Here is a 26913-nt window from a genome sequence, read left to right as displayed (position 1 = left end):
CCAAGGGGCCGAGGACCGCCCGCACGGCGATCGTGGCGGTCGCGGCCCGCCGGGTCGGCCGGCCGGTGCGCTGCGTGGTCAGCCGCATGCAGGCTTACGACACACAAACCTATAGGGCGGAGACCCGGCACCGCATCCGTATCGGCGCGAACAGGGACGGCCGCATCACCGCCTTCGGTCACGAAGGCTGGGAAGTGACCTCGCGACTCGATCCCTATGTCGTCGGCGGCACCTCGGCGACCAGCCGCATGTACAATTACGGCTCGGTGCTGACCCGCGTCTCTCTTGTGCATGCAGACCGCAACACACCCGGCTACATGCGTTCGCCGCCCGAGACGCCCTACGTCTATGCGCTCGAAAACGCCATGGACGAAATGGCTGTGGAACTCGGCATGGATCCGGTCGAATTCCGCCGCATCAACGAGCCGGAAAAGGAACCGATCGGCGGCAAGCCGTTCTCCAGCAGATCGCTGATCAAGTGCTATGACCAGGCCGCGGAGGCCTTCGGCTGGTCAAAGCGCGAAGCGGCAGTAGGCTCGATGCGTGATGGCGACTGGCTGGTCGGCATGGGCTGTGCGACCGCCATCTACCCGACCGCCGCAGCACCCTGCGCAGCCCGTGTCCGCCTGACCGACGACGGCCATGTTCGTGTCCAATCCGGCTCGCACGAGATCGGCACCGGCGTGCGCACCGTAGCGGGGCAGATGGCGGCCGAACGGCTTGGCGTCGATATCGACAAGGTGAGCGTCGAGATGGGCGACAGCACCTTGCCGCCGGCGCCGGTCTCTGGCGGCTCGATTTCGACCGCAAGTGTCTGCTCGGCGGTTCTGAAAGCCTGCGACGCGATTCGCGAAAAACTCTTCACCGCGGCTGTCGGGGAGGGCGGACCACTGGCGGGGTCCGGCAACGCAATGCTGGAAATGGAAAAGGAGGCCGTCGTCACCGATAGCGGCAAGTCGGCCAGACTGTCCGACGTCTTCAACGCGATGCAGATCGGCGCGCTCGAGGAATATGCCGAGTTTGCGCCGAAAGGCTCGTCGCCGGAGGCCTTGAAGAAGCTCTATGCCGGGCAGGCGGAATTCCACGGCGGCGATCAGGACGAGGATTCGGTGAAATACGCCTATGGCGCAGAATTGGTTGAAGTGCGCATCAACAGCTACACGAGGGAGATCCGGGTACCCCGCATCGTCGGCGCCTTTGCCGCCGGCCGCATCATGAATACGCGCACCGCGCGCAGCCAGTTGATGGGCGGCATGATCTGGGGCATTGGTCAGGCCCTGCACGAGGCGACCGAAATCGACCGGCGCCACGCCCGCTACGTCAACCGCGACCTGCAGGACTATCTGGTGCCGGTCAACGCCGACATAAAGCAGCTTGAGGTGATCCTCGTCCCGGAAGTCGATCACGCGGTCAACCCGGCCGGCGTCAAGGGATTGGGCGAACTCGGCAATGTCGGAACGGCAGCCGCCGTCGCAAGCGCGGTGTATCACGCCACCGGCAGGCGTATCCGCGATCTGCCGATCAGAATAGAGAATTTAATAGTATAGTTTGTTCCGGTAACGGGTTGAAAATACAGAGCTAGTCATTGTTGCTTTGCTGCGCTATTTGCGTCGGGCCACCAAATCGGAAATGTAGCGTTGCAGGGTAACAGTGCCACGCTCGGGATCGGCGGGCAGTTCAAGCTCGTCCAGAGTGAGGGCGGTCATGCGCGCATACGACTCGGCAGCGGCCCTGGAAAAGCCCATGCCCTCAAAGGTCTCTTGCCATTTTTCACGCGGTGCCGTCACGACCTGAATGTCTTTTCGTAACTCGTCGCTCAGACCAGCCGCGACATCGGACGCAGTATAGCGCGCCGGCCCTTCGACATAGTGGGTACCTGTCTGTTCGATCGGCTCTTTCAGCAGGCGGGCAGCGACGCGCCCAAGGTCGTCCGGTGCCACCATTGGCAATCTGAAGTCCGCCGGAAAAAAGGTGTTCACCACACCATCCTGCTCCGCAGTCTCAAGAGAGAAATCCCAGTTGCTCATATAATATGCCGCCCGGATGATGCTGGCAGGGATCGGCTGGGCGCGCAGTTTCTGCTCCAACCCGTAAAGGATGTTCAGGTCGCCACATCGGTCGCCGGGCTGAGCGCCGTAGGTTGATTGCGCGACGATCTTTCGCAATCCAGATCCTTCAAGAGCTGCAGTGATGGCGGCAACGGTCTTGCGCTCTTCAACGTCGGTGTCGGTCGATGGGTCGGCCGACGGATTGAGCAGAAACAGCCGCTCGCCTTGACGAAAGACCTGACGAAGGACCTCGCTGTCGTGGACATCCGCCACTGCGATCTCGGCGCCACGCCGGGTCCAGTCAGCGCCTTTCGATGGGTCGCGAGTTACGATGGTGACCGCTTCGCCCTGCTGTAGCAGCGACATGGCTGCAGCAGAACCAACATGGCCGGTGCCTCCGAGAATGATGTGCATGGCCGATCCTTTCGCTTCCTATTCCTCCGGGGCGGTGGCAGGAGCCGTATACCGGCGACGTACTGCATCCAGAACGTGCTTGCGGCTTTCCTGCGCCGAGAGCATTTCGTCCTTCTCTGCCTCGGCGGCTTCGCGCGCCAGCTCCTTGTCCCTGATCTGATGGCGAAACCATTCGGAATAGTCGCCGGCACGCAGGTGATGCTCCCAAGTCCCGTCGTCGATGCCTTCGGCGATCTGAGCGAAGATCATCAGGTTATGGGCCCGCAGGTTCATCGCGTTGTCGGGACCTCTGAAATAGAAGCTGCCGGCCTCGTCTAGGTGACCTTCTGCATATTTGCGGCTGTGACGCTTGAGTGACTGGCGCGGCTCGATCGCCTTGACCATGGCAATTTTCTTGCGGGTTTGAGGCCGCCAGAACAACACGCGCTCGCCTTTTGGCGACGGAATATCCTTTGGCGGCTTGGTATCCGTCTCATGGCAAAAGGCCTTGATGACATTCTTGGCCTTGGGACCGAGCGCAATGACGGCAGTGACCAGGCGCAGGGCATCGGTCGAAATCGCTTCCGGATGAACGGTGATCAGGACGGTGCCCGGCAATTCCAACGATAGGACGGCGCGTGTGTCGTCGCGCTTCTTGGGCAGAAGATGATGTGCCTCGTCGATGACCAGCCAATGTGGCCTCGCCGTACGGTAGCGGAAACTGCCAAGGCCGGGGAGCAGATCGGCAAAGAAGTCCGGTCGCTCGTTGACCCGTAACGCCAGCCCATTGACGACCACGCTGGTGTCCGGCTTCTCGATCAGGTCGAGCACTTGTGCCTTTGTCGGTGCGCTCGAGCCATCGCCTATCCGGACGGCACCTTCGAGGCCATCATAGTCGCCTTCCGGGTCGAAAATGCAGAACTGAAAGCCGTTCTCGACGAAGCGTTCCGTCAGCGCGGTGGCCAAGGTGGATTTGCCGATGCCGGAGCTTCCGGCGATCAGAACCGTGTCGGTCGGCGTCAGATAGACTTCGTCGCCGCCGACCGAGCCGAGAAGAATGCCGTCGCGGCGTTTTCGGACAAGTTCCCGATCGCGCTTTACCAGTTTCTCGATCAGTTCCTCGACGCCTTTTCCACGCGCGCCGCGCGTCACCAGGTCTGCTGTATCCTTGACCGCCACAAGTGCATTGTCGACGGCGACGCTGCAGCCGCAGGCCTGCAGGAAGGCGTGGTCGTTTTCAGCATCGCCAATACCGACCACATTGTGTGGTGAAAGCCGCAGGTCCTCAAGTGCAGCGGCCAGCCCGGTTGCCTTGTTGATGCCGCTCGGCAGGATCATCACCGCGCCCTTATTGAAGATGATTTCCAGTTCCAGCCCAAGTTTTTTGATCACTTCAAGAACTGTTGCCTGGTGTGGTTCCCAGGTCGCAACGATCGACCGTCCGACTGAAAGCGGCTTGACGCCGTGCTTTTTTAGCTTGGCGACGAACTTGGGCGCCGGTGCCGGTGAAATCACACGTTCTTCCTCGCTGGCAGGCGTGTAGATCAACGCCCCATTTTCGGCGACGACCTTGTCGAACAGGCCGATCTCGGGAAAAACGCGCTTGAGGTCGGGCAGTTCTCGTCCTGTGACGAGAATGAGCTTGCGGCCACTTTTCTTGACCCGTTCGAGAGCCGCAACCGTCTTTTCAGCTACGATCCCCTCGTGCGCCAGCGTGCCGTCATAGTCTGTTGCCAAGGCGATGAAATACATTTGTCGACCATTTCATGTCTGAGATCGCCGCTACCACCGCCACACGCGAGGTCGCACGACGAGATGCCATTCCGCAAAGGCGTGATCGAGCCGAGCGGACAAGTGTTGCGGCGCAGGATACCCACTCAGTAGCCGCCGATAATCGGCAGTATCTCGCCGGTGATGTAGCTCGAGCAGTGCGGCGAGGCGAGGAACACATAGGCGGGCGCGATCTCCTCCGGTTGCGCCGGCCGTTTCATCGGCGTGTCTGCGCCAAATTTCGACACGTCACCGGCCTGCTTGTCCGATGGGTTGAGCGGCGTCCACACCGGGCCCGGCGCCACGGCATTCACCCGAATTCCCTTTTCGATAAGATTGCCCGAAAGCGCGCGCGTGAAGGCATGAATGCCGCCCTTGGTCATCGAATAGTCGACCAGTTGCTTTGAGCCCTCGATGCCGGTTATGGAGCCGCTGTTGATCATCGCCGAGCCGGGCTTCATATGCGGCACGGCCTCCTGCGCCATGTGGAAATAGCCGTAGAGGTTGGTCTTCAGCGTTGTGTCGAAATGCTCTTCGGTCAGCTCGCTGAATTCGCTGGAATGGATCTGGAAAGCGGCGTTGTTGACCAGCACGTCGATCCGGCCGAATTCCTTCACCACTTCAGCCACCGCATTGTGGCAATGGTCGCGTTCGCTGACGTCAGCCTTGATCAGGATGCAGCGCCGGCCTTCGGCTTCGACGGCCCTCTTTGTCTCTTCGGCATCCTTGTCCTCCGACAGATAGACGATCGCTACATCCGCGCCTTCGCGCGCATAGAGCACGGCCACTGCGCGGCCGATGCCGGAATCGCCGCCGGTAATGACAGCCACTTTGCCGTCGAGCTTTTTCGATCCGATATAGAATGGCGCATCGTAAAGCGGCGCTGGCTCGATCGCCCATTCGTGCCCCGGCTTCGGCTGGTGCTGCTCAGGAAAGGGCGGCTCGGGATATTTGCGTGCTCCGGCCTGCATGGCGCCTTGTTGCTTGCCGCTCGATTTCGATTTGTCCTTGGCATCGATCCGACGCTGGATATGGCGCTGCTTGGCGGCCTCGCCGGCGATTTCCGATTTCATCTGCATGGCTGCCTCCTTGGCTTGAAGGATGAACAACGCATGTCCGGCGAAAAAGTTTGCGCGACGGCGTCATTCTTCAGTCCGCGATGCGTTCGACAAGCGACCATTGCAGCCGCGGCAACGAGTGATGAGCGCCACCTTCGACAAACCGCCGATGAGAATCGCCCCCCCCAAATTTGGCAGCAGGCGCCGAATGTTCTTGATCGCAGCGAACCCAAAACGCCAGGAATCGACGGCGCGTACTGCCCAACTGGCAACGAATGATGCGGCCGGACGTTTGGGCACAAGCGGTGTCCGAGAACCTGAAGGCGCTGGCCAAGCAGAAGGTATTCCGAGGCTGGTGACCTGAAGATTTCCCGCTTCTCGGCGTACAGGCGATTTTGTCAGCGGATCGCGCCAAGGGAGAGGAAAATGGCTGAAGGTCATACCAAACCAAACGGGCCGGATCTGGTCGAGGGCATCGCGTTATCCGACCTTCCCGATGGCGGAAAGCTTCTCGGCCATTGCGGCGATGAGCAGGTGCTGCTGGTGCGCCGCGGGGCCGAGGTCTTCGCCATCGGGGCGACATGCACACATTATGGCGGGCCGCTCGTCGACGGTCTGGTGGTGGAAGACACCGTCCGGTGTCCCTGGCATCACGCGTGCTTCGATTTGCGTACAGGCGAGGCCTTGCGTGCCCCTGCTTTCAGTCCACTCGCGTGCTGGTCGGTGGAACAACGCGATGATCGGATATTCGTGGGCGAGAAGCGCAAGCGGACGGTATCCAAGCCGCGCAATGGAAGCTCCGGCCAGGTTCCAGAGAAAATCGTCATTGTCGGCGGCGGCGCGGCCGGTTTCGCGGCGGCAGAAAAACTGCGGCGCGAACACTATCAAGGCAGCATTGTCATGCTCAGCAACGACGAAGCGCCGCCCGTTGATCGGCCCAATCTTTCCAAGGACTACCTTGCCGGCAAAGCACCGGAGAGTTGGATTCCGCTCCGCGGAGAAAGCTTCTACTCGAAGAACGATATCGACCTGCGTCTCAACGCGAACGTCGCCAGCATCGATACACGTTCTGGCGAAATTGTGCTCGCGGACGGGACACGGACTCCTTACGACAGGCTACTCCTTGCGACCGGAGCCGAACCGGTTCGCCTGACCATACAGGGCGCCGACCAACCACACGTTCACACGCTGCGCTCGTTCGCAGATTGCAAGGCGATCATCGAGCGAGCCACGACTGCGCGCCGCGCCGTCGTGCTTGGCGCCAGTTTCATTGGTCTGGAGGTTGCCGCGGCCCTGCGCTCGCGCGAGATCGAAGTTCATGTCGTGGCGCCGGAAAAACGGCCCATGGAACGGATCCTGGGTCCGCAAATGGGCGACTTTATCCGCGCCCTCCATGAGGAGAATGGTGTCGTATTCCATCTCGAGGACACCGCGAGCAGCATCGACGGCAGCAAGGTGAAACTCAGCAGTGGCGATACGTTGGCGGCGGATTTCGTCGTCGCCGGCATCGGCGTGCGACCGCGGACAGGGCTTGCCGAAACGGCGGGGCTCATCCTTGACCGCGGTGTCGTCGTGAACGCCTTTTTGGAGACGAGCGCACCAGGCATCTTCGCGGCCGGCGACATTGCGCGGTGGCCAGATCCTCACAGTGGCGAGAACATTCGGGTCGAGCATTGGGTGGTTGCGGAGAGGCAGGGGCGAACCGCGGCCCTCAACATGCTCGGCCATCGCGAGAAATTCGTCGCCGTACCGTTCTTCTGGAGCCAGCATTATGATGTGCCCATCAACTACGTCGGCCATGCCGCGCAATGGGACGAGATCGTGGTCGATGGAGACATCCTTGCCAAGGATTGCCTGCTCCGCTTCAAGCGCGAAGGGCGCACGCTGGCTGTCGCTTCGATCTTCCGCGACATCGAAAGTCTAGGGGCCGAGGTGCAAATGGAGCGTCAAATGACCTAGAGCAATTCCGGGAAAAGCGCGGAGCGGTTTTTCGTCCGGAATTGCGTAAAAACAAATACTTAGAGCGGGTCAGCGATTCTATCAAAAGCTGAACTGCTCTAGCGAGGCGCACGCTGTTATCCGCCTTCCGTGGCTCAGCATTCAATTGCGCTTCGTTCATTCCGCGCAGCACAAGGTCCGGGCTGCGGGCGCTGTGCGGCCGGTTCAGCCTGCGCAATCAGTCTCGGCGCGCAATGATCCAGTCGGTTGCCGCCGCGAGATCGGCGACGGTTGCGGTCGGGCGCGGATCAAACCGTTTTTCATCGCCCTGCCGGTATTTGCCTGTCCGCACCAGCAATGCGCCCGAAACTCCGGCGCGCAGGGCGCCAGCTATATCGGCCTCGGCGTCGTCGCCGACCATGATCGCCTGATCCGGCGGACAGTCCATGCTTGCCAGCGCCGACAGAAAGAATGCCGACGAGGGCTTGCCGAGGACAGTTGCGCGTTTCAGGGAGGCAAATTCCAATGCCGCGACGAATGGCCCTGCATCGAGGCTGAGTCCGCCGTCGGCGTCCCGAAACGTCCGGTTGGTGGCAAGGGCCAGCAATTCGGCCCCCGCACTCAGCTCACGAAACGCGTCATTCAACGCCGCATATGTGAAGGCGTCTCCGGCATCGCCGACGATGACGGCGCGCTTGTCGCGATCCGGTAGCTCGTCAAAATCCGGCGCAAGGCCGGGGTGAACCAACAAGTATGGCGCACGGCCATTGCGAAGCAGCCATTCGCGAGCAGCGTGCGCCGGCGTGAAAACATCTGCCTTGGTAACGGTGAGTCCCATCGCCTCCAGACGTTCGAGAACCCCTTGTTTCGACGAGCGCGTGGTATTGCTTACGAAGCGTACGGCCAAACCGGCCTGGCGCAAACGCGCAACGGCGTCGATTCCGCCTGATATGGCGGTCTCGCCATCATAGATGACGCCTGCGAGGTCAAGCAGTACACCTCTTGTCATCGGTCCAGCATGATCACGAGTCCGCCGTGCGTCAAACCCGGAACAAGGCCATGGTTGTTCCTTTTGGATCAGGGCAGGCGCACTCGATTAACCGCCGCTCACTCCCACCATTCGGGGAAGGCCGTGCGTGCGACTTCGGCCAGCGTCGCGGTCGCCTCGTCGGGAACCGAGCTGTAAGGCCAGAGCAGTCGCGAGCCAAGCGGCGCCCAGCCGCCGGCTGCCGCCATCGCTTTGTCGAGCGCCGCATCGCTGACATCGTAGCGAGCGCGAAAAGGCAGAACGTGCGTGGCGAGAAAGGCCTGTATGCGCGTCTCGACCTTGGCAGCGGCTGCCGCCTCCGTGCGGATCATCTGCCACCACGTCACCGCGCCCTTCGGGTTGAGGCAGGCGACGTTGGAATAGCTGCCGTGGGCGCCCTGGGCAAATCCCGTCGCCAGCGTATGGCCGGGCACGAAGACCGAAAATCCCGGCAGTTCGCGGCGCATGTCGGCGTACCAGTTGGCGTCGCCGCCCGGCAGCTTAGCGCCGGCCAGCGACGGCACCGCTGCACGCAGCCTGGCGATGCCTTCGAGTGTCAGGCGGCGCTTGGCGTGCGGTGGATTGTAGAGCACCAGCGACATGTCAGGCGCGGTCTCGCAAAGACCGCTGACGAAGCGCATGACCTCGTCGTCGCTGGGTGGCCACCAGTCGGGCAAGGTGAATTGCACTGCCGTCGGGCGAAGCGCCGACACCCGCATCAACCGCTCGCGCGCGACGCGCGGATTGGACTGGCTGATGCCGATCTGGAAGGGCAGGGGCGCGCGGCCGGCTATCGCGGCCACCAGGTCGCAAAGCCGATCGAACTCAGGCTCGGTCTGGCAGTGGAACTCGCCGGCCGTGCCGTTGGAATAGATGCCGTCGACACCGGCCGCGCAAAGCCGCGCGATCGTCTCTTCCGTCGCGTTCCAGTCGATTGCTCCGCGATCGTCAATGGCCAGCATCACCGCGCCCCAGACGCCGCGCGGCGCCTGTGCAGGCAAGTGGGTCAGGTGATCGTCGGGCTCAGCGCGCACCGGCGATCTCGTGCTCGCGGCGAGTTTCGTTCGACGCAAACGCGGCCTCGATAATGCCGATGATCTTGCGTCCATAGGCACCGTCGACCGGCACCGGCTTGTCGTCGGCAATGGCATCGCGCATCGCCGTCCATTCGCGCACCAGCGCGTTATGCATCCAGTTCGGCTCGAACGAGCCTGGCAGGTCGGTCCAGACCGTATCGCGGCCAAGCATCGTGCCGCGGTCCATGTCGATGCGCAGCGTTCCCTGCTCGCAGACCAGGTCCATGGCGTAGGTAGTCGCGCCATTGCGATAGCCGATGCTCTGCACCTGGCCGATGCCGCCGCCGGCGAAGCGCAGACCGACCAGGGCGGTGTCGTCGGCTTCCTGGTCATGGAACTTGGCGCCGAGCATGGCGCTCACCGATACGACATCGTCATCCATCAGCCAGACCAGGCGGTCGAGCGCATGGATGCCGGCCGTCAACAGCATGCCGCCGCCGGTTGCCTTGCGCAGATGCCAGTCGCGGCGATTGTGCTCCATCCACAGCTTGATGATCCAGCTCGATCCGATGAGCGGCCGGCCGAGCGCTCCTTCCTCCAGTATTTGCCTGGCCGCCGTGCAGGGCAGGGCGAAATGCATGAGATGGGCGATCATGAGCTTGACGCCAGCGGCGACCACGGCGGCGTTGATTGCATCGCAGGCCGCCGCCGTCGGCGCCATCGGCTTTTCGAGCATGATGTGCTTGCCGGCCTCTGCTGCGCCGATCGCCATCTCGGCATGGAGATGGTGAGGACTGGCGATGAGGACAGCGTCGACATCCTTGTCGTCCAGCAGCTTGCGCCAGTCGGTGTAGCCGCGACCACCGTGTTCGCTGGTGAAGCCGGCCAGGGCGTCGTTATTGCCGCGGCACGATGCGACGAGTTGCAGGCCGTGCACCTCCTTGATTGCCCTCGCATGGGCCGCGCCGAAATCGCCCGCTCCGATAATGCCTATTCCAATCATCGTCCTGCCTTTTCATACGCGGCGTCGATCAGCGACATCGCCGCAACATAGTCATCGATTGAAGTCGCCGGCGGCGCCTTTCGGGCCAGCCGGTCGAGCGTGTCGCTCATGCATAGCCGATACCGCGTCGCCGGCAATTCGATCGGCAAGTCGACGATAGCGCCATCGTCGAGCGTCGCACAGATGGCGCGATCGCCATAGTCGATGAGGGTCGCATTCTCACTGACGATGCGCCATTCGAAATCGCCGCCGGGGCGCATCGAAGCGAAAGTATATCCCGCCTCGACGACGAACAACGCTCCGGCAGCGTCTTCCAGTACGAGCAGTGCATGGTCCTCGACGGGGGTATGGTGAATGCGGTTCTCTATCGAAACGGCTTTCAGCCTAAGCCCGGCGGTTGCCAGGCTGAGCGCGGCGTCGATGCCGTGTATGCCGAGGTTCCTCAGCGCGCCGCCGCCACCGATCGCCGGATCCACGACCCAGGCGACACCGTCGGCCGCATAGCGCTGCGGCGGGCCATTGACCAGCCGGAACTGGCAATGCGCAACCGCACCGGCGCGGCCTTGCTGGCGAAGCCTTTCAAAGCCAATGACGGCCGGCCCAAAGCGGTTGGGCAGGGGAACACTGACAAAGGCCTGGTGCTGCCTCGCCAGGTCGCGCAGCGCGGCCAACACTCCAGTGCTGCTCGCCGACGGCTTTTCCAGGATTAGCGGTATGCCGGCTTCGATGACGGCTCGCGCCCGCGCGGGCACCGTCGAAGGATGTCCCATCAGCAGGATCACGTCCGGCGGGCTGGAGAGGATTTTCGCGAAATCGGTGATGAGCGGCAAATGATGACGCGCCGCGAAGGCGCGCGCATGTTCCGCGTCCTCATCCCAAATGCCGGCAATCTCAGTGCCACAAGAGTGTGCTGCGTCGAGATGCATTTCGGCGTGCCAATGGCTCGATCCGGCCAGGACAATCTTCATTTCAGTGACGAATCCTCTTACTTGCAGGATATCCTACAAGTCGCTATGCTACAAGCATCGACCGCTTTGCGACGCGCCATCGGGCGCAATTAAAGCAGCGCTGGGAGCAAAATGCCGGAACCCAAGTTGATCTCAGAACCCAAGCCGATCTCGGAACCTAAGTCGATCGAGCCGCTGACCAGACCGCCGCTGCTTCACGTCAGCGTGCAGGAGAGCCTCAGGAAATATATCCAGAGCAACAAGCTCAAGGCGGGGGATCCCTTGCCTCCGGAGACCTTCCTGGCGCAGCGGCTCGGCGTCGGCCGCAACTCGGTGCGCGAAGCTATCAAGGCGCTGGAGTCGATCGGCATTCTGGAGACGCGCCGCGGTATCGGCGTGTTCGTCAAGGAATTCTCGTTCAAGCCCTTGCTGGATAATCTGGCATATGGCCTGCAGGATTCGTTGCGCGACGTGGAGGAGCTGCGCGAGATCCGCCGCGTCCTTGAAACCGGCCTCATCGCCAAGACCATCGAGATGATCAGCGCCGAAGACATCGCCGCGCTGCGCCAGCTGACCGAAAGCATGCGGCGGCGCGCCGAGCGCCAGGAGAGCTTTGCCGAAGAGGACCAGCAATTCCATCAGCTGCTGTTCCGCTGCCAGAACAATCACATGCTGAGCGCGCTGATCGACATCTTCTGGGTGGCGTTCAACAAGGCCTCGAACTTCACCAGCCTCGACAATCCGACACCGCTGGCGACGTGGCGCGACCATCACGAGATCGTCGAGGCCGTTGCCGCCAAGGATGTCGACCGGGCGCGTCAGCGCCTCGACGATCACTACAGGGGGATTCAGCAAGTCATCGCCAAAAACCGAACGACCTGACCAAACGCCGAACTACCTGACAATGCCAAGGGAGGAAACCATGCGCATCAAGACTATCGCTCGTCATCTGGCCGTCACCGGGCTGCTGCTCGGCGGCATCGGCCTTGCCACCAGCGTCCAGGCACAGGGTGCCAAGACCATAACCGGGGGCTTCGACGTCGGCCCCGGCGGCTTTCCCAAGAACTTCAATCCGCTGGCTGCGACCGGCGGCTTTACCTGGCTCAGCACCTATTTTGAACCGCTGGTCATCTACAACTCCGACCTGACCGAACTCGAAGGCGATCTGGCCAAGGACTACAGGGTCAGCGACGACCAGCTGACCTATACGTTCAACCTTGTCCAAGAGACCTGGCACGACGGCAAGCCGTTCACATCCAAGGACGTCAAGTTCACGCTTGAGCTCGCCAGGAACAAAGCGTCCGGCAGTCTGTTTGCCGCGCGTCTCGGCGATATCGCGTCGGTCGACGCGCCGGACGACCGCACCGTCGTCGTCAAACTGTCGAAGCCCAACGGCTCGTTCCTGTCCATTCTCTCGCAGGTGATGATCCTGCCGGAGCATGCCCTGGCCGCGATGCCACCGGAAACGCTGGCCACAAGCACTTGGTGGTCCACCACTCCGGTCGGCACCGGCCCCTTCAAATTCAATCGCTATGTCAGCGATCAATATGTCGAGCTGGCCGCGGATGACGACTATCGCGGCGGCAAGCCGAAGGCCGACGTGCTCATCAACCGGTATTTCGAGAGCCCGGCGGCGGCCGTTGCCGCGCTGCGCGCCGGCGAGATCCAGTTCACCTATGTCGAGCCCGACGACGCGGTATCTTTCAAAAGCGACAGCAATTTCAAGGTGATCGAGGGCGCTTCTTATGTAGTCAACTACATCGGGCTCAACCAGAAGGTCGAGCTCTTCAGGGATGTTCGCGTCCGCCAGGCGATCATGTACGCGATCGATCGCAATGCCATCATCGAGAGCCTCTATGGCGGGGCGGCCAAACCGGCCAATTGCGGCTACGTCGCGCCGCATCTGCTTCCCGAAGGCCTCGAGACCTATGCTTACGATCCGGCAAAGGCCAAGGCTCTGCTTGCTGAGGCGGGCTGGGACAAGATCAACGGCGATAAGCCCATCACCTTGCTGACCTATTACGGCTCGCCGCAAGCGGCCAATGTGATGGCCGCCATACAGTCGATGCTGGCCGAGGTCGGGATCAATGTTGTGCCGCGTGTCGTCGATACGCCGACCTATAACGGCATCGTCTACAAGGAAGGCACGCCGGACTGGAATGCGTTTGCGATGGTCTATGCCGGCCTGCAGAACGGTCCAAATCCGGCTGGCATCAGCCCGGGTCTCAACAAGTCCCAGATTCCGCCGGCAGGCTTCAACACCATGCGCATCGAGTTCGACGACCTGAGCGCTGCATTGGACGCCGCGCTCGGCCAGACCGACCCGGCCAAGATCGATCAATCCTGGCAGGAAGTCTGCAAGGTGATGAACAAGGATCTGCCTTGGGCGACATTATGGGTAGCCAATCGCTATGGCGTCGCCTCCAACAAACTGCGTGACTTTGTCTGGACGCCGGCGCCTGCCGGCGGTCCTTTCGCGGCTCACCCGGAACGCTGGGACATCCAGTAAAAAAACGCCTGGCGGGCCACTCCAGGCCCACCTTTGCAAGGAGCCGGCCTGATGCCGGCTCCGCTCACCATCACCACGGACAGCCAATGCTGAGTTTCATTGCCCGCCGCAGCGCTACAGGACTGCTGATGCTGGTCGCTCTGAGCGTCCTCATCTTCATCCTTTTGCGACTGGCGCCCGGCGATCCGATCGACGCGTATATCAACCCGTCCAGCCCGATGTCTGCTTCCGACCTCGAAGTCCTGCGTGACCGGCTTGGGCTCGACCAGCCGCTTCCCGTGCAATACCTCGCCTGGCTTCGCGCCGCGCTCAGCGGCGACTTCGGCTATTCGATCCAGCGCAGCGGCGTTGCCGTGCTGCCGCTGGTCATGGAGCGCATCGGCCCGACCGCGCTCTTGATGGGCACCGGCCTGGCCATCGCCATCGTGCTCGGCATTTCCGCCGGCATCTTCAGTGCCGTCCGCCGTAACGCGCTGCCCGACATCGCGCTGTCGGTGGTTTCTTTCATCGGCATCTCCAGCCCGGCTTTTCTGACGGCACTTCTCGGACTGTACTTCTTCTCGGTGTTGCTGCGCTGGGCGCCATCAGGCGGCATGCAGACCGCCGGCGCACCTTTTTCCATATCGGACGTGCTCGCGCACCTCGTCCTGCCCGCCTGCCTGCTGTCCATCGGACACGCCGCGCTGATCATGCGCTACATGCGCGCATCGCTGCTGGAAGTGCTCAACCAGGACTATGTGCGGACCGCGCGCGCCAAGGGAGTGCGCGAGTTCTGGGTGATCATCAAGCACGCGACCCGCAATGCGCTTCTGCCGGTTATCACCCTGATCGGGTCGACGGTCGGCATCGCGATCGGTGGCGCCATCTTCCTCGAAAGCGTGTTCAACTGGCCGGGCATGGGCCTGCTGCTGGTCAACGCCGTCGGCACAAGGGATTACCCGGTGATCATGGGCGCCACCCTGGTAATCGGCATCTGCGTCATTCTGGTCAATCTCCTGACCGATATCGTCTATGCTGTCGTCGATCCGCGCATTCAGGTGTCGTGATGACGATCACCGCGCCAGATCCGACAGCTGTGCCGCAAACCAAAGGACCGCTCCGCCGCGCGCTCGACCGCTTCTTTGAAAATCGTGCGGCGCGCGCCGGTCTGTTTATCGTTATCCCTATCCTGCTGGCGGTTTCGACCTATCATTTATGGTGGCCGTTCAGCCCCAACGCGATCGATCTCAGGGCGATCAACAAGGGGCCGTCGGCCATTCATTGGCTAGGCAGCGACGGCGTCGGCCGCGACGTCATGGCCCGGTTGCTGCAAGGCGGGCGGATCTCGCTGCTGGTCGCCGTCTGCTCGGTCGCCATCTCGATCGTCATCGGCTTCCTAGTCGGCGCCGTCGCCAGCTTCGGCGGGCGTGTTGTCGACGGCACGGTGATGCGCTTCGTCGATCTCGCAATGACGCTGCCGCCGGTGATCTTCCTGCTCGTGCTCGCTTCGATTGCCGGCACCGGCATCGCGCCGACCATCCTGGTGATCTCGCTGCTCTCATGGCCGGTGCTGTCGCGCATGGTGCGCGCCCGGCTGCTCGAGCTGCGCGAGCGCGACTTCGTCGTCGCCGCCCGTGGCATGGGGGCAGGACTGCCGCATCTCCTGTTCCGTCACGGCCTGCCGAACTGCATCGACATTCTTGTCGTCTACGCCACTTTGCAGATCGCCAACGCCATTCTGCTCGAAGCTGGCCTCTCTTTCCTCGGCCTCGGCATCGCGCCGCCCGAAGCCAGCTGGGGCAACATGCTCAATCTCGCCCGCTCCACCGTGGTGCTCGAGCAATATCCTTGGCAATGGATGTTTCCCGGCGCCGTGCTCGTGCTCACCGTTCTGGCCATCAACTTCATCGGCGACGGCCTGCGCGATGCATTCGATCCCCGTTCCGATCTCAACTGAACCTGAAGGTTTTCAAAATGCCCCTGTTTACCGGTGTCGTGCCACCTGTCGTCACCCCGCTCCATTCCGATTTCAGTGTCGACTTCCCGTCGTTCACGCGGACCATCGAGAACCTGCTCGCCGGCGGCATTCACGGGCTGTTCGTGCTCGGCTCGACCAGCGAGGTCGTCTTCCATGACGAGGCCGGCCGCAGGGCCATCATCGAGCATGCGGTCAAAGTCAACAATGGCCGCGTTCCGATCTTCGCCGGGGTCATCGACCCGACGACCGATCGTGTCATCAACCACGCCAAGGTAGCCAGATCGGCCGGCGCCGACGCCGTCGTGGTCACCGCGCCCTTTTATGCCCGCACCAGCCAGCCCGAGATCGGCGATCACTTCCGTTATATCAAGGATGCGGTCGACATCCCCATTATCGCCTACGACATTCCGGTCTGCGTTCATGTCAAGCTAGAGCGCAAGACCACCGTCGGCCTTGCCAGCGAGGGGGTTATCGCGGGGATCAAGGATTCCAGCGGCGATGACGGCAATCTGCGTTATGTGCTCAAGGACATGGCCAACGATCCGAATTTTTTCGGCATGACCGGTTCCGAGATCCTGGTCGACAGCGTGCTTGCCATGGGCGCGCATGGCGTCGTGCCGGGCCTCGCCAATGTCGATCCGCACGGCTACGTCAAGCTGTGGAACCTGATGCAGGCGGGTCAGCACGCCGAAGCCCGCCTCGAGCAGGAGCGGCTGTTGAAGCTGTTCGAGATCGTCTGGATCTCGCTCGGCAGGACAAGCGCCGGCTCGGCCGGCGTCGGCGCCTTCAAGACCGCAATGAAAAGCCTCGGCATCATCGCCTCCAACACCATGGCGCGGCCACAGCGCAGCTTGAACGACGAGGAAACCGCAAAGGTCGAAATCATCCTGCGCGACGTCGGGTTGATGCGCTGACCGTGGACGCTCCGATTCTCTCGATTTCCGGTCTGCGGGCCGTGTTCCGTATCGCCGGACGCGACATCGCCGCCGTGCAGGACGTCGATCTGACGATCGGATCGGGTGAAACGGTCGCGCTCGTCGGCGAATCCGGATCGGGCAAGTCCGTTACCAGCCTATCGATCATCGGCCTGCTGCCGAAGAAGATCGGACACATCGCCGACGGATCGATCGCGCTGCGGCGCAGGGACGGCACAGTCACCGAGCTGACCGGCCTCGATCCTGAGTCGCTGCGTAAGGTGCGCGGCAACGACATCGGCATGGTGTTCCAGGAGCCGATGACCAGCCTCAATCCGGTCTACACTATCGGCGAGCAGATCGCCGAGCCGATCCGCATCCATCTCGGCAAGTCGCATCGTGATGCGGCCGCCGACGCCGTGCGGCTGCTGGCTCAGGTCGGCATTCCCGATCCCGATCGGCGGGCGCGGCAATACCCGCATGAGTTGTCGGGAGGGATGCGCCAGCGCGCCACCATCGCCATGGCCTTGTCCTGCGATCCGACCTTGCTGATCGCCGACGAGCCGACCACCGCGTTGGACGTCACCATCCAGGCCCAGATTCTCGACCTGCTGGCCGAGCTGCAAGCGCAACGCGGCATGGGCATTCTGTTCGTAACGCACAATCTCGGCGTCGTTGCCGAGATCGCCGACCGGGTCGCGGTGATGTATGCCGGGCGCATCGTGGAATCGGGTCCGGTGAGCGAGGTGTTCACCCGTCCGCGTCATCCCTACACCGCCGGGCTGATGCGTTCGGTGCCACGGCTTGGCCAAGCCACCACGCTGAAGGCAGCGGGAACGCCGCTTCCAACCATCGCCGGCAATGTTCCGTCGTTGGCTCTGCTGCCCAAGGGCTGCTCCTTCGCGCCGCGTTGCGCCCTGGCTATCGATGCCTGCCGCGCTGCTGTACCGCCATTGTTCGCTGCGACGTCGACCCAGAAAAGCCGTTGTTTGCGCTGGGAGGATCTCTGACAATGGATGCCCCCTTCCTTTCGGTCAGGAACCTGACCAAGCATTTTTCGCCGACGGCGTTCTCGCGCGGTCCCATCGTCAGGGCGCTGGATGATATTTCCTTCGATATTGCGCGCGGCCAGGTGGTCGGCCTCGTCGGCGAATCCGGGTCGGGCAAGACCACGATCGGCCGCTCGGTGCTGCGTCTCATCGAGCCGACGTCCGGCGAAATAAGATTTGACGGCGTCGATATAACCAAGCTGAGCGCCGGGCCGCTGGCTCGCCAGCGCCGCAAGATGCAGTATATTTTCCAGGATCCGTTCGCCAGCCTGTCGCCGCGCATGACCATCGGGCAGATCCTGACCGAAGGCCTGGATATTCAGGGCATCGGCAACAGGCCCGAGCGGCGGGCGAGGGCGGAGAAAGCACTTGCTGCGGTCGAGTTGCCAGTCGATGCCTATGACCGCTACGCCCACGAATTTTCGGGCGGGCAGCGTCAGCGCATCGGCATCGCCCGGGCGCTTACGCTCGAACCCGAATTCATCGTCGCCGATGAGCCGGTCTCTGCCCTCGATGTCTCCATTCAGGCGCAAATCATAAATCTTCTGCGCGACCTGCAGATCCGGCTCGGTCTCACCATGCTGTTCATTTCGCATGACCTGGCCGTCGTCGAATATATCTGCGACACGGTGATCGTTCTCTATCTCGGGCGCATCATGGAAGTTGCACCGGCGGCCGCGCTCTATGCTCGGCCACAGCATCCCTATACGCGCGCGCTGCTGTCGGCCATTCCGTCGCTCGACCCGCTGGCCAAGCAGACCCGGCAGGTGCTGAAGGGCGACATCCCAAGCCCCGCAAATCCGCCAACCGGGTGTGTTTTCCGAACCCGTTGCCCGGTCGCCATAGACGCTTGTGCCGGCATCGTCCCGCCGCTGCGGGCAACGTCAGATGGCCATCTGAAGGCCTGCATTCGCGACGACATCGCCTAGGCAAGCTGGCGTGACGTTCCAGCAGTCGGGATCCTCGTTTCCGCGAAGCGGCACCGAAATTACTTTGCGGTCCGGCTTGCAATCGCGGCAATCTGCCCTAACATATCAGGCATGTTGCCGCTGAGCTTTTGCCATGTCCATGCCTGTCACAGTGATTAGCGAAATCGCCCGCAAGCTGGGAGGAGCCCCGGTGCTCGGGACGGAGGTAACTTCCCAGGCAGACCTTGCCATGATCGTGCGACGCCGACTGCCGCTTGCCGCACTGAGAGGACTTTCGCTCGCTGGGCTGAGCGATCAGGAGATCGAAAAGTTTGTCATCCCGCAACGGACCAGGCGCCACCGGGCGGAAAAGGATCAACCGTTGACGGTAGACGAGTCTGATCGGGCGGTGCGGCTCGTACGGATTCAGTCATTTGCCGAAGAGACGTTCGGAGATGCTGAAAAGGCCAACACATGGCTGCGCAGAGGCTTGGCCGAACTTGGCGGTGAAACGCCGTTGACCATCGCGCAGACTGAGGCTGGCGCGCGTGTTATCGAGACCATTCTTGGAAAAATCGCCTGGGGTGCCGCCGCCTGATGCGGCTTTGGCGGCTGTCAGGACTTCGATACGCTACGGCTATCGATGGCGGCTACGGGCTGTTGTTCGATGGAAGATGGAACACAGTCGGTCATCCCGTCACATACAGTGCCACGTCGCCTTCACTTTGCGTGCTGGAGAAGCTGGTGCACGTCGAGGATCCAACGCTGCTTCCGAGACTTGCGATGGTGTCGTACGACGTGCCCGATGATACTGGCGCTGACCGATACGATCTCATTAATCTCCCGGGCGATTGGCGACAACGGGAGGCATTTACGCAACGAGTCGGCGATGAGTGGCTGAACAGCGTCAGCGCTGCTCTGTTCTTTGTTCCGTCAGCCATTGTCCCGATCTCGGACGGACCAGGTCACAATGTTCTCATCAATCCTCGTCATCCTGCCGCGGCCCGAATCAAAATCGCACGTGTCGATCCGTTCGAGCTTGACGTTCGGCTATTCAAAGGGTGACTGCGGGTTGGTATCGGCAAGGCGTTGCTCGCGCTAGGCTCGGACTATTGAGCTTGCGTAAGCCATTTGGGTCTGGGAACAGCCTGCAACAGGCTTTGCGTATATTCGTGGCGAGGCGCCCCGAACAGCGCCGAGGTTTGACCTTCCTCGACAATCTTTCCATCTTTCATGACCATGATCCGGTCCGCGAAATGGCGGACGATCGGCAAGTCGTGTGTGATGAAAATATATGAGAGTCTAAGCCGTGTCCTAAGGTCGGCCAGAAGGTCGATCACCTGCGCCTGGATGGAGACGTCGAGCGCCGAAACCGCCTCGTCGCAGACGATCAGTTCCGGCGCGCTCGCGAGCGCGCGCGCAATGGCGATGCGCTGTCGCTGGCCGCCGGAAAACTGGTGCGGGTAGCGGTCGGCGTGTTCCGGCAACAGCCCCACCAATTCCAGGAGCTCTGCCACTCGAGCCTTCCACCTGTTCTTCGGCAGAATATCGCGGTGGATTACCCAGGGTTCGGAAATGATGGAGTAAACGCGCATGCGCGGGTTCATCGATCCGTACGGATCCTGGAACACCATCTGGACCTTGCGCCGAAACGCCATAAGACGCTTCTCGTTCATTTCGAAGATGTTCTCGCCGGCGAAGACGGCCTTGCCCGCGCTTGGCGCGTTCAGCCCCAACAGCATGCGTGCGACGCTCGATTTGCCGGAGCCGGACTCGCCGACGATGCCGAGCGTTTCGCCTCTCCTGACCTCGAAGCTTATGTCATCCACCGCCTTGAACGTCCGCTTGCTGCTGAAAGCTCCGGAAGCAAGCACATAGTGCTTGGTGAGATGTTCCACCTTGAGCAGGGTTTTGCCGGCGATCGTCGTCGAACGCCTGTTCGGCGCCTCCGCTGCGTTGCCGTGGGGCAGGGCGGAGATGAGGCGGCGCGTGTAGGCGTGCTGCGGATTGCTGAAGACCTCCTTGGCGATGCCTGTCTCCACCACCTTCCCGCCGTTCATGACGATAATCCGGTCCGCCATGGACGAGGCGAGTTCAAGGTCGTGGGTGATCATGATCAACGCCATGCCGGTCTCACGCTGGAGATCGCGCAGCAGATCGAGGATCTGCGCTTGCACACTGACGTCCAGAGCGGTCGTGGGCTCATCGGCAATCAGGATGTCCGGTTTCAACGCGATCGCCATGGCGATCATCACGCGCTGGCGTTGTCCGCCCGAGAACTGATGTGGATAGAAGTCGACGCGGTTTTCCGGCTCTGGAATGCCCACACGCCGAAGCAGTTCTATCGTCTTGGCGCGTGCGTCCTTGCCGGCTCCCGCGCCGTGGCTCTCATAGACCTCCTCGATCTGGCGCCCCACCGTATAGACGGGGTTCAGATAGGCGAGCGGATCCTGAAAGATCATCGCAATCCTGCGGCCGTTGATGCTTCTGCGCGCCTCCGCGCCAAGGCCCGAGAGTTCGACGCCATCGAAGAGGCAGGAGCCGGCCACGATATCACCTGGCGGACAGTCGATGAGATCCATCACCGTGCTGGTGCTGACGCTTTTTCCCGAACCGCTTTCGCCGAGGATCACGAGAGTCTCGCCGCGGCTGACGTGGAAAGAGACATCGTCGACCGCGCGTACCGGCTCATCGTCCGAAAGGAAATCGACGGTCAGTCCGTCGACTTTGAGAATGGGATTGGTCGCGTTGCTCATCGGGCGGCTTTTCGCAATGTCTGAAGACGCCAGCGTTGCTGCGGATCAGCGACGGTGCGCGCCCAGTTCGAGAGGATGTTGAGCGACAGCGTCGTCAGCATGATTGCAAGACCCGGCCAGAATGCGATCCACCAGGCTGTCGCGAGATAGCCGCGGCCGTTTGCCACCATTGCACCCCAGGTGAAATCCGGCGGCTGAATGCCGAGGCCAAGGAAACTCAGCGCCGATTCCGAGAGAATGACGGTCGCGAAATCAATGGCGGAAATCGTCACCAGTGTCGGCAGGACGAGGGGGGCGATGTGCCGGACGATGATCCGGGCCGGCTTCGCGCCCATGGCTCGCGCCGCGCTCACAAACATGCGCTCGCGCAACTCCAGCACTTCTGCGCGCGCCGTTCTGAGATAGATCGGCATGCGCGTAACGGCGAGAACGATCACCAGGTTGGTGATGCTCGGGCCGAGCGTATAGAGCACGATGAGCGCCAGCAGCAGCGAGGGAAAGCTCATGACGACATCGGCCAGGCGCAGAATGAGATGGCTGTACCAGCGCTCCGAATAGCCCGCTATCAGGCCGAGCGTTCCACCAACCAGCATGGACGCGAATACCGCCGCCGCGGCAATGCCGAACGTATTCTGCGCGCCGACAATCAGCCTGGCCAGGATGGGACGGCCGAGGGTATCGGCGCCGAGGACATAGATCCAGCCGCTGGCCAGCGAGAACGGGGCGAGGTTTCGCTGGCGCAGCCCCAGCCGCGAAGCAGCGTCGCCCACCAGCCACGGGCCGAGGACCGCAGCGAGCACGATGATCGTCAGGAAGATAGCGGCGGCGAGCGCAAGCTTGTCGCGCTTCAGATAGGCGAGAAGCACGCTGCCGCTGCCTGGAACCGCCGCTGGCTTGATGTCGGGGGTGATGATCGTCATGGCTCAGTACCGGATGCGCGGATCGAGAACCGCGTAGAGCAGGTCGATCGCGATGTTCAGGATGAAGATGGCGGTTGCCGTCACCAGAATTGTCGACTGGACGACGGCAAAATCGCGCTGGATGATCGAGTCGATCATCAGCTTGCCGATGCCGGGCCAGCCGAATATCGACTCCACGACGACGGCGCCGTTGACGAGACTGGTCGCCAGGTCGCCGGCGACCGTGACGACGGGCAGCAGCGAGTTGCGAAGCGCATGCCCGAAGATGATCTTCTGTCGGGGCAGGCCTTTGGCCCTTGCGGTCTTGATGTATGGAGAGGCAAGCGCGGACAGCATCGTTCCGCGCACGACCTGCACCAGGAGACCGAAGGGGCGAAGCATCAGCACGAAGACGGGCATGATCCAATGGGCCCAGGTTCCGGTGCCGGATGTCGGCAAAAGCCCGAGCCCCACAGCGAAGACAAGGATGCCGACGATGGCGACCCAAAAATCCGGCGCGCTTGCGCCGGCCAGAGAGACGAGGCTGGCGACACGGTCGAACATGCTGCCCGGTCGCGCGGCCGCAAGAGAGCCGACAAGGATAGCCAAAGCGGTCGACAGCGTGATCGCGACGGCGGCAAGCTTCAGCGTTTCCGGGAACGCCTCAAGCGCGACCTGCATCGCCGAGCGGTTCTGGCGTAGCGATTCACCGAAATCCAGCTGCAGAAGATCGCGCAAATATTCCAGAAACTGCCAATAGATCGGCTGATCGAGGCCGTTCAACCGCGCGAACGCGGCCCGAGCTTCCGCAGTCGAGTCCAGAGGCAGGTACAAGGCGGAAGGGTCGCCGGTGAGCCGTGTCAGGAAAAAGACCAGCGTCAACAGACCTATGACCGACAGGATGCTGTGGAACGCCCGGCGTCCAAGATAGGTAATCATTTGGGATGCCCTTGGACGGATATCGACGGAGGCAACAGGTCAGGGGCGCAGGATCACGATCGGACCCAGCGCCCCCGTATCACTCAGTCTTTTTTGATAGCGATATTGGCCAGCGGTATTTCGCTGTTGGTGGTGATATCGGGCTTCCATTCCAGCCTGGTGCCAACGCGGGTATAGCCGATCATGTGGAACATCGGGATGTCCGCCACCACTTCGTTGCGGGCCTTGCCGAAGATCGCCTTGAAGCTGTTGGTGCGGGCTTCGCCGGTCGCAGCCAGGGCCTCGTCTATCTCCTTGTCGAACGCCGGATCGGCCACGGTCGAGTAGCTCCCGCTCGATCGGTAGAAGATCGGAACCGTGAAGGCCGCATCGCCCTTGTTGTTGTCGTGCATCATCTGCAGGAGATTGGGGCCGCGCTCCGGCGGGAAAGGCTTTTGCAGATAGCGCAGCCAGTCGGCGACATCGAGCATGGTAAGCTTGACGTTGAGGCCGGCATCCTGCCACATCGTCATCATGGCCTCCATCGCTTCCGCGCCGTTTGGATAGATGCCGTTTCGCCCGATGAGCTTGATCTCGGTATCGACCGCGACACCTGCCGCGCGCGCCTCTTCGATGAGCTTTTTCGCCTCTTCCGGATCGTACGGCCAAGGCTCGAGCGCATCGTCATGCCCGTTGATCCCGGAGACGACCATCTGCGACGCACGCTTGACGTCGTCGCCGAACAGCTGCGCAAGGCCTTCCCAGTCGATCGCGAGGTTGAGCCCCTTGCGGACGCGCAGGTCATCGAGCGGCGGCTTGGCGGCATCGATACGGATCGCGGTGGTCTCGGAGTTCAGGTAGGCGAAATCCGTCTCCGGATTGCTGGCGTCCTGGATGGCAATCGACGGCGTCAGGTCGGCTTCCCCGGTTTCCACCATGGCAGCTCTGATCGAGGATTCGGGCCGCCAGACATAGGTTGCCTTCGTGATCTCCGGCTTCTTGCCCCAATAGCCGTCGAACGCGTCAAGCACTACGGTTTGCGGGGAAAAGGTCGACAGCTTGAATGGGCCGGTCCCGACCGGATCGTTCACCGCCTTGTCGACCGGTGTCTTCGGCGAGACGATCATGACCACGCTCAACAGCGTCGGCATGATGGGCTCGGGCCTGTCCGACTTTATCTCGACGGTTAGATCGTCGACCGGCGTCAGCGTTAGCTTGGCATCGCCGAACTTCGCTATGTTGCTGCAAGTGATCTTGCCGCTGATCATCCTGTTGATGGAGAACGCAACCGCATCCGCGTTGAGCTCCGTTCCGTCCTGGAACTTCACGCCCTCGCGCAGCTTGATCCGCCAGGTCGTCGGGTTCACGCTGGTCCACTCGGTCGCCAATTTCGGCTGAGGTTGTCCGGTGATCGGATCGATGACGGTCAACGATTCAACGACGTTTTGGCTGAGTATCTGGCCGACATTTGTGATGATGGTGCCGCAGGGCTCCAGATTGGCCGGCTGCTCCGGCAGGACGATACGGATGTCCTGCGCCGCATCTTGTGCGACAGCCGATGGCGCGGCAGCAGTCATCAATACGACAGCTGCAATCGTATGAGCGCTTCTATTCATGTCTCTCCTCCCTTTGATATTCCGTTTTGGCTGTCGGGCGCAGGGCGAACCTCCTCGTCCCGTTCGCCCGACAATTTGCCGATCTCCCGGCGACTAGGCGGCGATCCTCTCGATCAGTCCGCGCAGCATGTCTTTTTCCTGCGGCTTCAGATCCGTCAGCGGCGGACGGAGCGGGCCGGGGGTCCGTCCTATGAGCTCGACGCCTGCCTTGATGATCGACACTGGATAACCTTGTTCGCGATCGCGCAAAGCCGCGAAGGGGAAGAAGAAGCTGTGCAGGATTTCTTCCATTGCGGCGCGATCGTTTGTCCGCATGGCCCTGTAGAAGCGCTGTGCCAATTCCGGCACGAAGTTGAAGACCGCAGAGGAATAAGTCGTCACTCCGGCGCCGTTGAAGCCTTCGGCAAAGAGCTCATGCGTGGGCATGCCACCGATGTAGCAGAGCCGATCGCCAAGTTTGGCGGTGACGTGGCGGACAAGATCGATCTTGCCCGTGCCGTCCTTGAAGCCGATGAGGTTTGGGCACGCGTCGGCAAGGCGAGCAACCGTGTCGGCATTGGCGACCGAGTTCGCACGGTTGTAGATGATGACGCCGAGGCCGGTGGATTCGCACACGGCTTTGACGTGCCGGAATATCCCTTCTTGGGAGGCTTCCATCAGATAATGAGGCAAAAGCAAAAGACCGTCGGCTCCCGCAGCCTCGGCGCGGCGAGCAATTTCCGTGGCGAGCGCCGTGCCGTAGCCACAGCCGGCGATGATAGGCACATCTCCCGAGGCATCCTTGGCCGCGCGGGTAACGTCGGCGACCTCTTCCGGCGACAGGGAGAAGAACTCGCCCGTGCCCCCGGCCGCGAACAGGGCAGCGGCACCGAACCCCGAGAGCCATGCCACATGCGCGCGATAGCTTTCGAGATTGAGGCTGAAATCCTCGTTGAAATGTGTGACCGGAAACGACAGCAGCCCTGAAGCGACACGCGACTTGATTTCATCTGGCGACAAAAGAACTCATCCCACAATTGATATGATGTCATCTAGATTCATATGATGAGTATCGGGGCGAGTCAACCGCCGGTTTTGTCCTGGTTTGCCGAGCGTCGGACGGTGAGGGCGCGATAGCGCTTTATCCCCGTCACCAGATGGCGGCGCATCGCCTCACGCGCCTTTTCCGGGTCGCGGGCGAGAATCGCATCCGCGATTTCCCTGTGCTCCTCCAGAATCGGATGGTCGCGATTGGGCAAGGGGTCGACGCCGCCCATCATCGTCTTGAACTTCACCCGCGGGATCATCCGCCGGCCGACATGTTCGAGGAATGCCTTGAACCTGGCGTTGTTCGTTGCGGTGGCGATCGCCATGTGGAACTGGAAGTCCGCCTCGTCGGTGGGTTGCCCTTGCGCCATGAGGTCGGCGAATCTTTCGACCTGGGCCTCGATTTCGGCCTCCTGCGCCGGCGAACTGCGGGCTGCGGCAAGGCCGGCTGCCTCGACTTCGATGCCGATGCGAAGCTCGAGCTCTTCGATGATATCCGAGATCTTGTTCGTTTCGTCGGTGAAGAGCTTCAATCCCTCGTCGACAGGTTTCGGGCCGAGAACGAAGACGCCGGCGCCTTGCCGCGATTCCACCAGCCCGTCGGCGCGAAGCGCGGCGATGGCCTCCCGGACCACAGTGCGGCTGAACCCGAACCGGTCAATCAGCGCAGGTTCTGTCGGCAATTTGTCGCCAGGTGCATAAAAGCCGGCTTCGATCTGCCCGCGCAGCGCATCTGCAACCTGAGAGACGAACGACCTGCGGGACGTTCGATGTTCGGCCTGCTGCATGGGTCCTCCAAACTTTTGCCGGGTCGAGACATTGCATACTCCCGGCGCAGGGCAAAAGCGAGGTCATCATATGAAAATTTGCAGTCCGAGGTCGAATGTACTTAGGTCATCATATGGCTTCTGCGCTCCGCATGTGGGCCGTCAAGTCGCCTAAAGCGGTTTTCGTCGGCACCTTGCTGATACGGCCACGGCGATGAGCGGAGCCATGGCGTGGCGGCTTTCAGGCTGCGGCCGGCGGCAGGTGATCGCGGACCCACCTGACGATCTGCCCCGCCGTCATCGCGCCGGATGCGCGCGCAACCTCCTGTCCGCCATGGAAGAGGATCATGTTCGGGATGCTGCGAAGGCCGCGCCTGGTTGCAACCGCCTGCTC

General features: G+C 62.0%; 24 protein-coding genes and 1 pseudogene. 11 read left to right on the top strand and 14 right to left on the bottom strand.

Going from position 1 to position 26913, the window contains the following annotated elements:
• Window positions 1–1547, top strand: a 1547-nt coding sequence (locus EOB36_RS07985; RefSeq protein ID WP_245467665.1) for a xanthine dehydrogenase family protein molybdopterin-binding subunit, incomplete at its 5' end; no start/stop codon positions are given.
• A gap of 54 nt (window positions 1548–1601) precedes the next feature.
• Here the strand turns inward: EOB36_RS07985 and EOB36_RS07980 are convergent.
• From EOB36_RS07980 to EOB36_RS07970, 3 genes are all read right to left on the bottom strand, one after another.
• Window positions 1602–2462 carry an NmrA family NAD(P)-binding protein gene (locus EOB36_RS07980; protein ID WP_126102986.1) on the bottom strand — a complete coding sequence of 287 codons (861 nt, stop codon included), beginning with the start codon at window positions 2460–2462 and terminating at the stop codon, window positions 1602–1604.
• 18 nt (window positions 2463–2480) lie between these two features.
• Complete coding sequence (locus EOB36_RS07975) at window positions 2481–4193, bottom strand: HAD family hydrolase (protein WP_128284619.1); 1713 nt, start codon at window positions 4191–4193, stop codon at window positions 2481–2483.
• A 125-nt stretch (window positions 4194–4318) separates the two neighbouring features.
• Window positions 4319–5290 (bottom strand): SDR family oxidoreductase, encoded by a 972-nt coding sequence (locus EOB36_RS07970; RefSeq protein ID WP_095486618.1) that lies wholly within the window; start codon window positions 5288–5290, stop codon window positions 4319–4321.
• Window positions 5291–5695: 405 nt separating this feature from the next.
• On the opposite strand from EOB36_RS07970, the gene EOB36_RS07965 reads away from it, so the two are divergent.
• Window positions 5696–7228: an FAD-dependent oxidoreductase gene (locus tag EOB36_RS07965; protein WP_128284618.1), complete on the top strand. Its 1533-nt coding sequence runs from the start codon at window positions 5696–5698 to the stop codon at window positions 7226–7228.
• Window positions 7229–7445: 217 nt separating this feature from the next.
• On the opposite strand, the gene EOB36_RS07960 is transcribed toward EOB36_RS07965, so the two are convergent.
• The 4 genes from EOB36_RS07960 to EOB36_RS07945 all read right to left on the bottom strand — a co-directional run bounded on the left by EOB36_RS07960 (window position 7446) and on the right by EOB36_RS07945 (window position 11221).
• Window positions 7446–8216 (bottom strand): TIGR01458 family HAD-type hydrolase, encoded by a 771-nt coding sequence (locus EOB36_RS07960; RefSeq protein WP_127289017.1) that lies wholly within the window; start codon window positions 8214–8216, stop codon window positions 7446–7448.
• 98 nt (window positions 8217–8314) lie between these two features.
• Window positions 8315–9268 (bottom strand): dihydrodipicolinate synthase family protein, encoded by a 954-nt coding sequence (locus tag EOB36_RS07955; protein WP_245467663.1) that lies wholly within the window; start codon window positions 9266–9268, stop codon window positions 8315–8317.
• Complete coding sequence (locus EOB36_RS07950) at window positions 9258–10253, bottom strand: Gfo/Idh/MocA family oxidoreductase (RefSeq protein ID WP_127203736.1); 996 nt, start codon at window positions 10251–10253, stop codon at window positions 9258–9260. The genes EOB36_RS07955 and EOB36_RS07950 overlap by 11 nt, the downstream gene beginning before the upstream one ends.
• Window positions 10250–11221, bottom strand: a complete 972-nt coding sequence (locus tag EOB36_RS07945; RefSeq protein ID WP_128284616.1) for a Gfo/Idh/MocA family oxidoreductase — start codon at window positions 11219–11221, stop codon at window positions 10250–10252. Before EOB36_RS07945 ends, EOB36_RS07950 begins: the two co-directional genes overlap by 4 nt.
• A 111-nt stretch (window positions 11222–11332) precedes the next feature.
• Here EOB36_RS07945 and EOB36_RS07940 point away from each other — a divergent pair, with 111 nt between their 5' ends.
• The 9 genes from EOB36_RS07940 to EOB36_RS07900 all read left to right on the top strand — a co-directional run bounded on the left by EOB36_RS07940 (window position 11333) and on the right by EOB36_RS07900 (window position 19602).
• Complete coding sequence (locus EOB36_RS07940; RefSeq protein ID WP_095486471.1) at window positions 11333–12082, top strand: FadR/GntR family transcriptional regulator; 750 nt, start codon at window positions 11333–11335, stop codon at window positions 12080–12082.
• A gap of 40 nt (window positions 12083–12122) precedes the next feature.
• On the top strand, window positions 12123–13709 hold the full coding sequence (locus EOB36_RS07935; RefSeq protein ID WP_095486472.1) for an ABC transporter substrate-binding protein: 1587 nt from the start codon (window positions 12123–12125) through the stop codon (window positions 13707–13709).
• An 86-nt stretch (window positions 13710–13795) separates the two neighbouring features.
• Window positions 13796–14755, top strand: coding sequence for an ABC transporter permease (locus tag EOB36_RS07930; protein ID WP_126102977.1), 960 nt, complete (start codon window positions 13796–13798; stop codon window positions 14753–14755).
• Window positions 14755–15645 (top strand): ABC transporter permease, encoded by an 891-nt coding sequence (locus EOB36_RS07925; protein ID WP_095486474.1) that lies wholly within the window; start codon window positions 14755–14757, stop codon window positions 15643–15645. Before EOB36_RS07930 ends, EOB36_RS07925 begins: the two co-directional genes overlap by 1 nt.
• A gap of 17 nt (window positions 15646–15662) precedes the next feature.
• Window positions 15663–16580 (top strand): dihydrodipicolinate synthase family protein, encoded by a 918-nt coding sequence (locus EOB36_RS07920; RefSeq protein ID WP_127203738.1) that lies wholly within the window; start codon window positions 15663–15665, stop codon window positions 16578–16580.
• A gap of 2 nt (window positions 16581–16582) precedes the next feature.
• Window positions 16583–17590, top strand: a complete 1008-nt coding sequence (locus tag EOB36_RS07915) for an ABC transporter ATP-binding protein (RefSeq protein WP_095486476.1) — start codon at window positions 16583–16585, stop codon at window positions 17588–17590.
• Window positions 17591–17592: 2 nt separating this feature from the next.
• Entirely contained in the window at window positions 17593–18558 is a 966-nt protein-coding gene (locus tag EOB36_RS07910; protein WP_128284615.1) for an oligopeptide/dipeptide ABC transporter ATP-binding protein, read from the top strand.
• 133 nt (window positions 18559–18691) lie between these two features.
• Window positions 18692–19135 carry an antitoxin Xre/MbcA/ParS toxin-binding domain-containing protein gene (locus EOB36_RS07905; RefSeq protein ID WP_245458070.1) on the top strand — a complete coding sequence of 148 codons (444 nt, stop codon included), beginning with the start codon at window positions 18692–18694 and terminating at the stop codon, window positions 19133–19135.
• Entirely contained in the window at window positions 19135–19602 is a 468-nt protein-coding gene (locus EOB36_RS07900) for an RES family NAD+ phosphorylase (protein ID WP_128284614.1), read from the top strand. The genes EOB36_RS07905 and EOB36_RS07900 overlap by 1 nt, the downstream gene beginning before the upstream one ends.
• 44 nt (window positions 19603–19646) lie before the next feature.
• Here the strand turns inward: EOB36_RS07900 and EOB36_RS07895 are convergent, their stop codons facing one another.
• The 7 genes and pseudogenes from EOB36_RS07895 to EOB36_RS34930 all read right to left on the bottom strand — a co-directional run.
• The gene (locus tag EOB36_RS07895; RefSeq protein ID WP_128284613.1) at window positions 19647–21293 is read right to left on the bottom strand and encodes an ABC transporter ATP-binding protein; all 1647 of its coding nucleotides are present in this window, start codon (window positions 21291–21293) and stop codon (window positions 19647–19649) included.
• Entirely contained in the window at window positions 21290–22213 is a 924-nt protein-coding gene (locus EOB36_RS07890) for an ABC transporter permease (protein WP_126102971.1), read from the bottom strand. The genes EOB36_RS07895 and EOB36_RS07890 overlap by 4 nt, the downstream gene beginning before the upstream one ends.
• A gap of 3 nt (window positions 22214–22216) precedes the next feature.
• Window positions 22217–23131 carry an ABC transporter permease gene (locus EOB36_RS07885; RefSeq protein WP_126102970.1) on the bottom strand — a complete coding sequence of 305 codons (915 nt, stop codon included), beginning with the start codon at window positions 23129–23131 and terminating at the stop codon, window positions 22217–22219.
• A gap of 83 nt (window positions 23132–23214) precedes the next feature.
• Window positions 23215–24687 (bottom strand): ABC transporter substrate-binding protein, encoded by a 1473-nt coding sequence (locus EOB36_RS07880; protein WP_337127023.1) that lies wholly within the window; start codon window positions 24685–24687, stop codon window positions 23215–23217.
• 132 nt (window positions 24688–24819) lie between these two features.
• Window positions 24820–25725, bottom strand: coding sequence for a 5-dehydro-4-deoxyglucarate dehydratase (gene kdgD, locus EOB36_RS07875; RefSeq protein WP_126102968.1), 906 nt, complete (start codon window positions 25723–25725; stop codon window positions 24820–24822).
• A gap of 62 nt (window positions 25726–25787) precedes the next feature.
• Window positions 25788–26540, bottom strand: a complete 753-nt coding sequence (locus EOB36_RS07870) for a FadR/GntR family transcriptional regulator (RefSeq protein WP_126102967.1) — start codon at window positions 26538–26540, stop codon at window positions 25788–25790.
• Window positions 26541–26760: 220 nt separating this feature from the next.
• Window positions 26761–26913: pseudogene (locus EOB36_RS34930) on the bottom strand (thioredoxin family protein); the annotation flags it as partial.

The organism is Mesorhizobium sp. M6A.T.Cr.TU.017.01.1.1 (assembly GCF_004023115.1).
GTDB classification, from domain to species: domain Bacteria; phylum Pseudomonadota; class Alphaproteobacteria; order Rhizobiales; family Rhizobiaceae; genus Mesorhizobium; species Mesorhizobium mediterraneum.
Note: the sequence above shows the minus strand (reverse complement) of the source record. Positions and strands in the feature narration are given on the sequence as shown.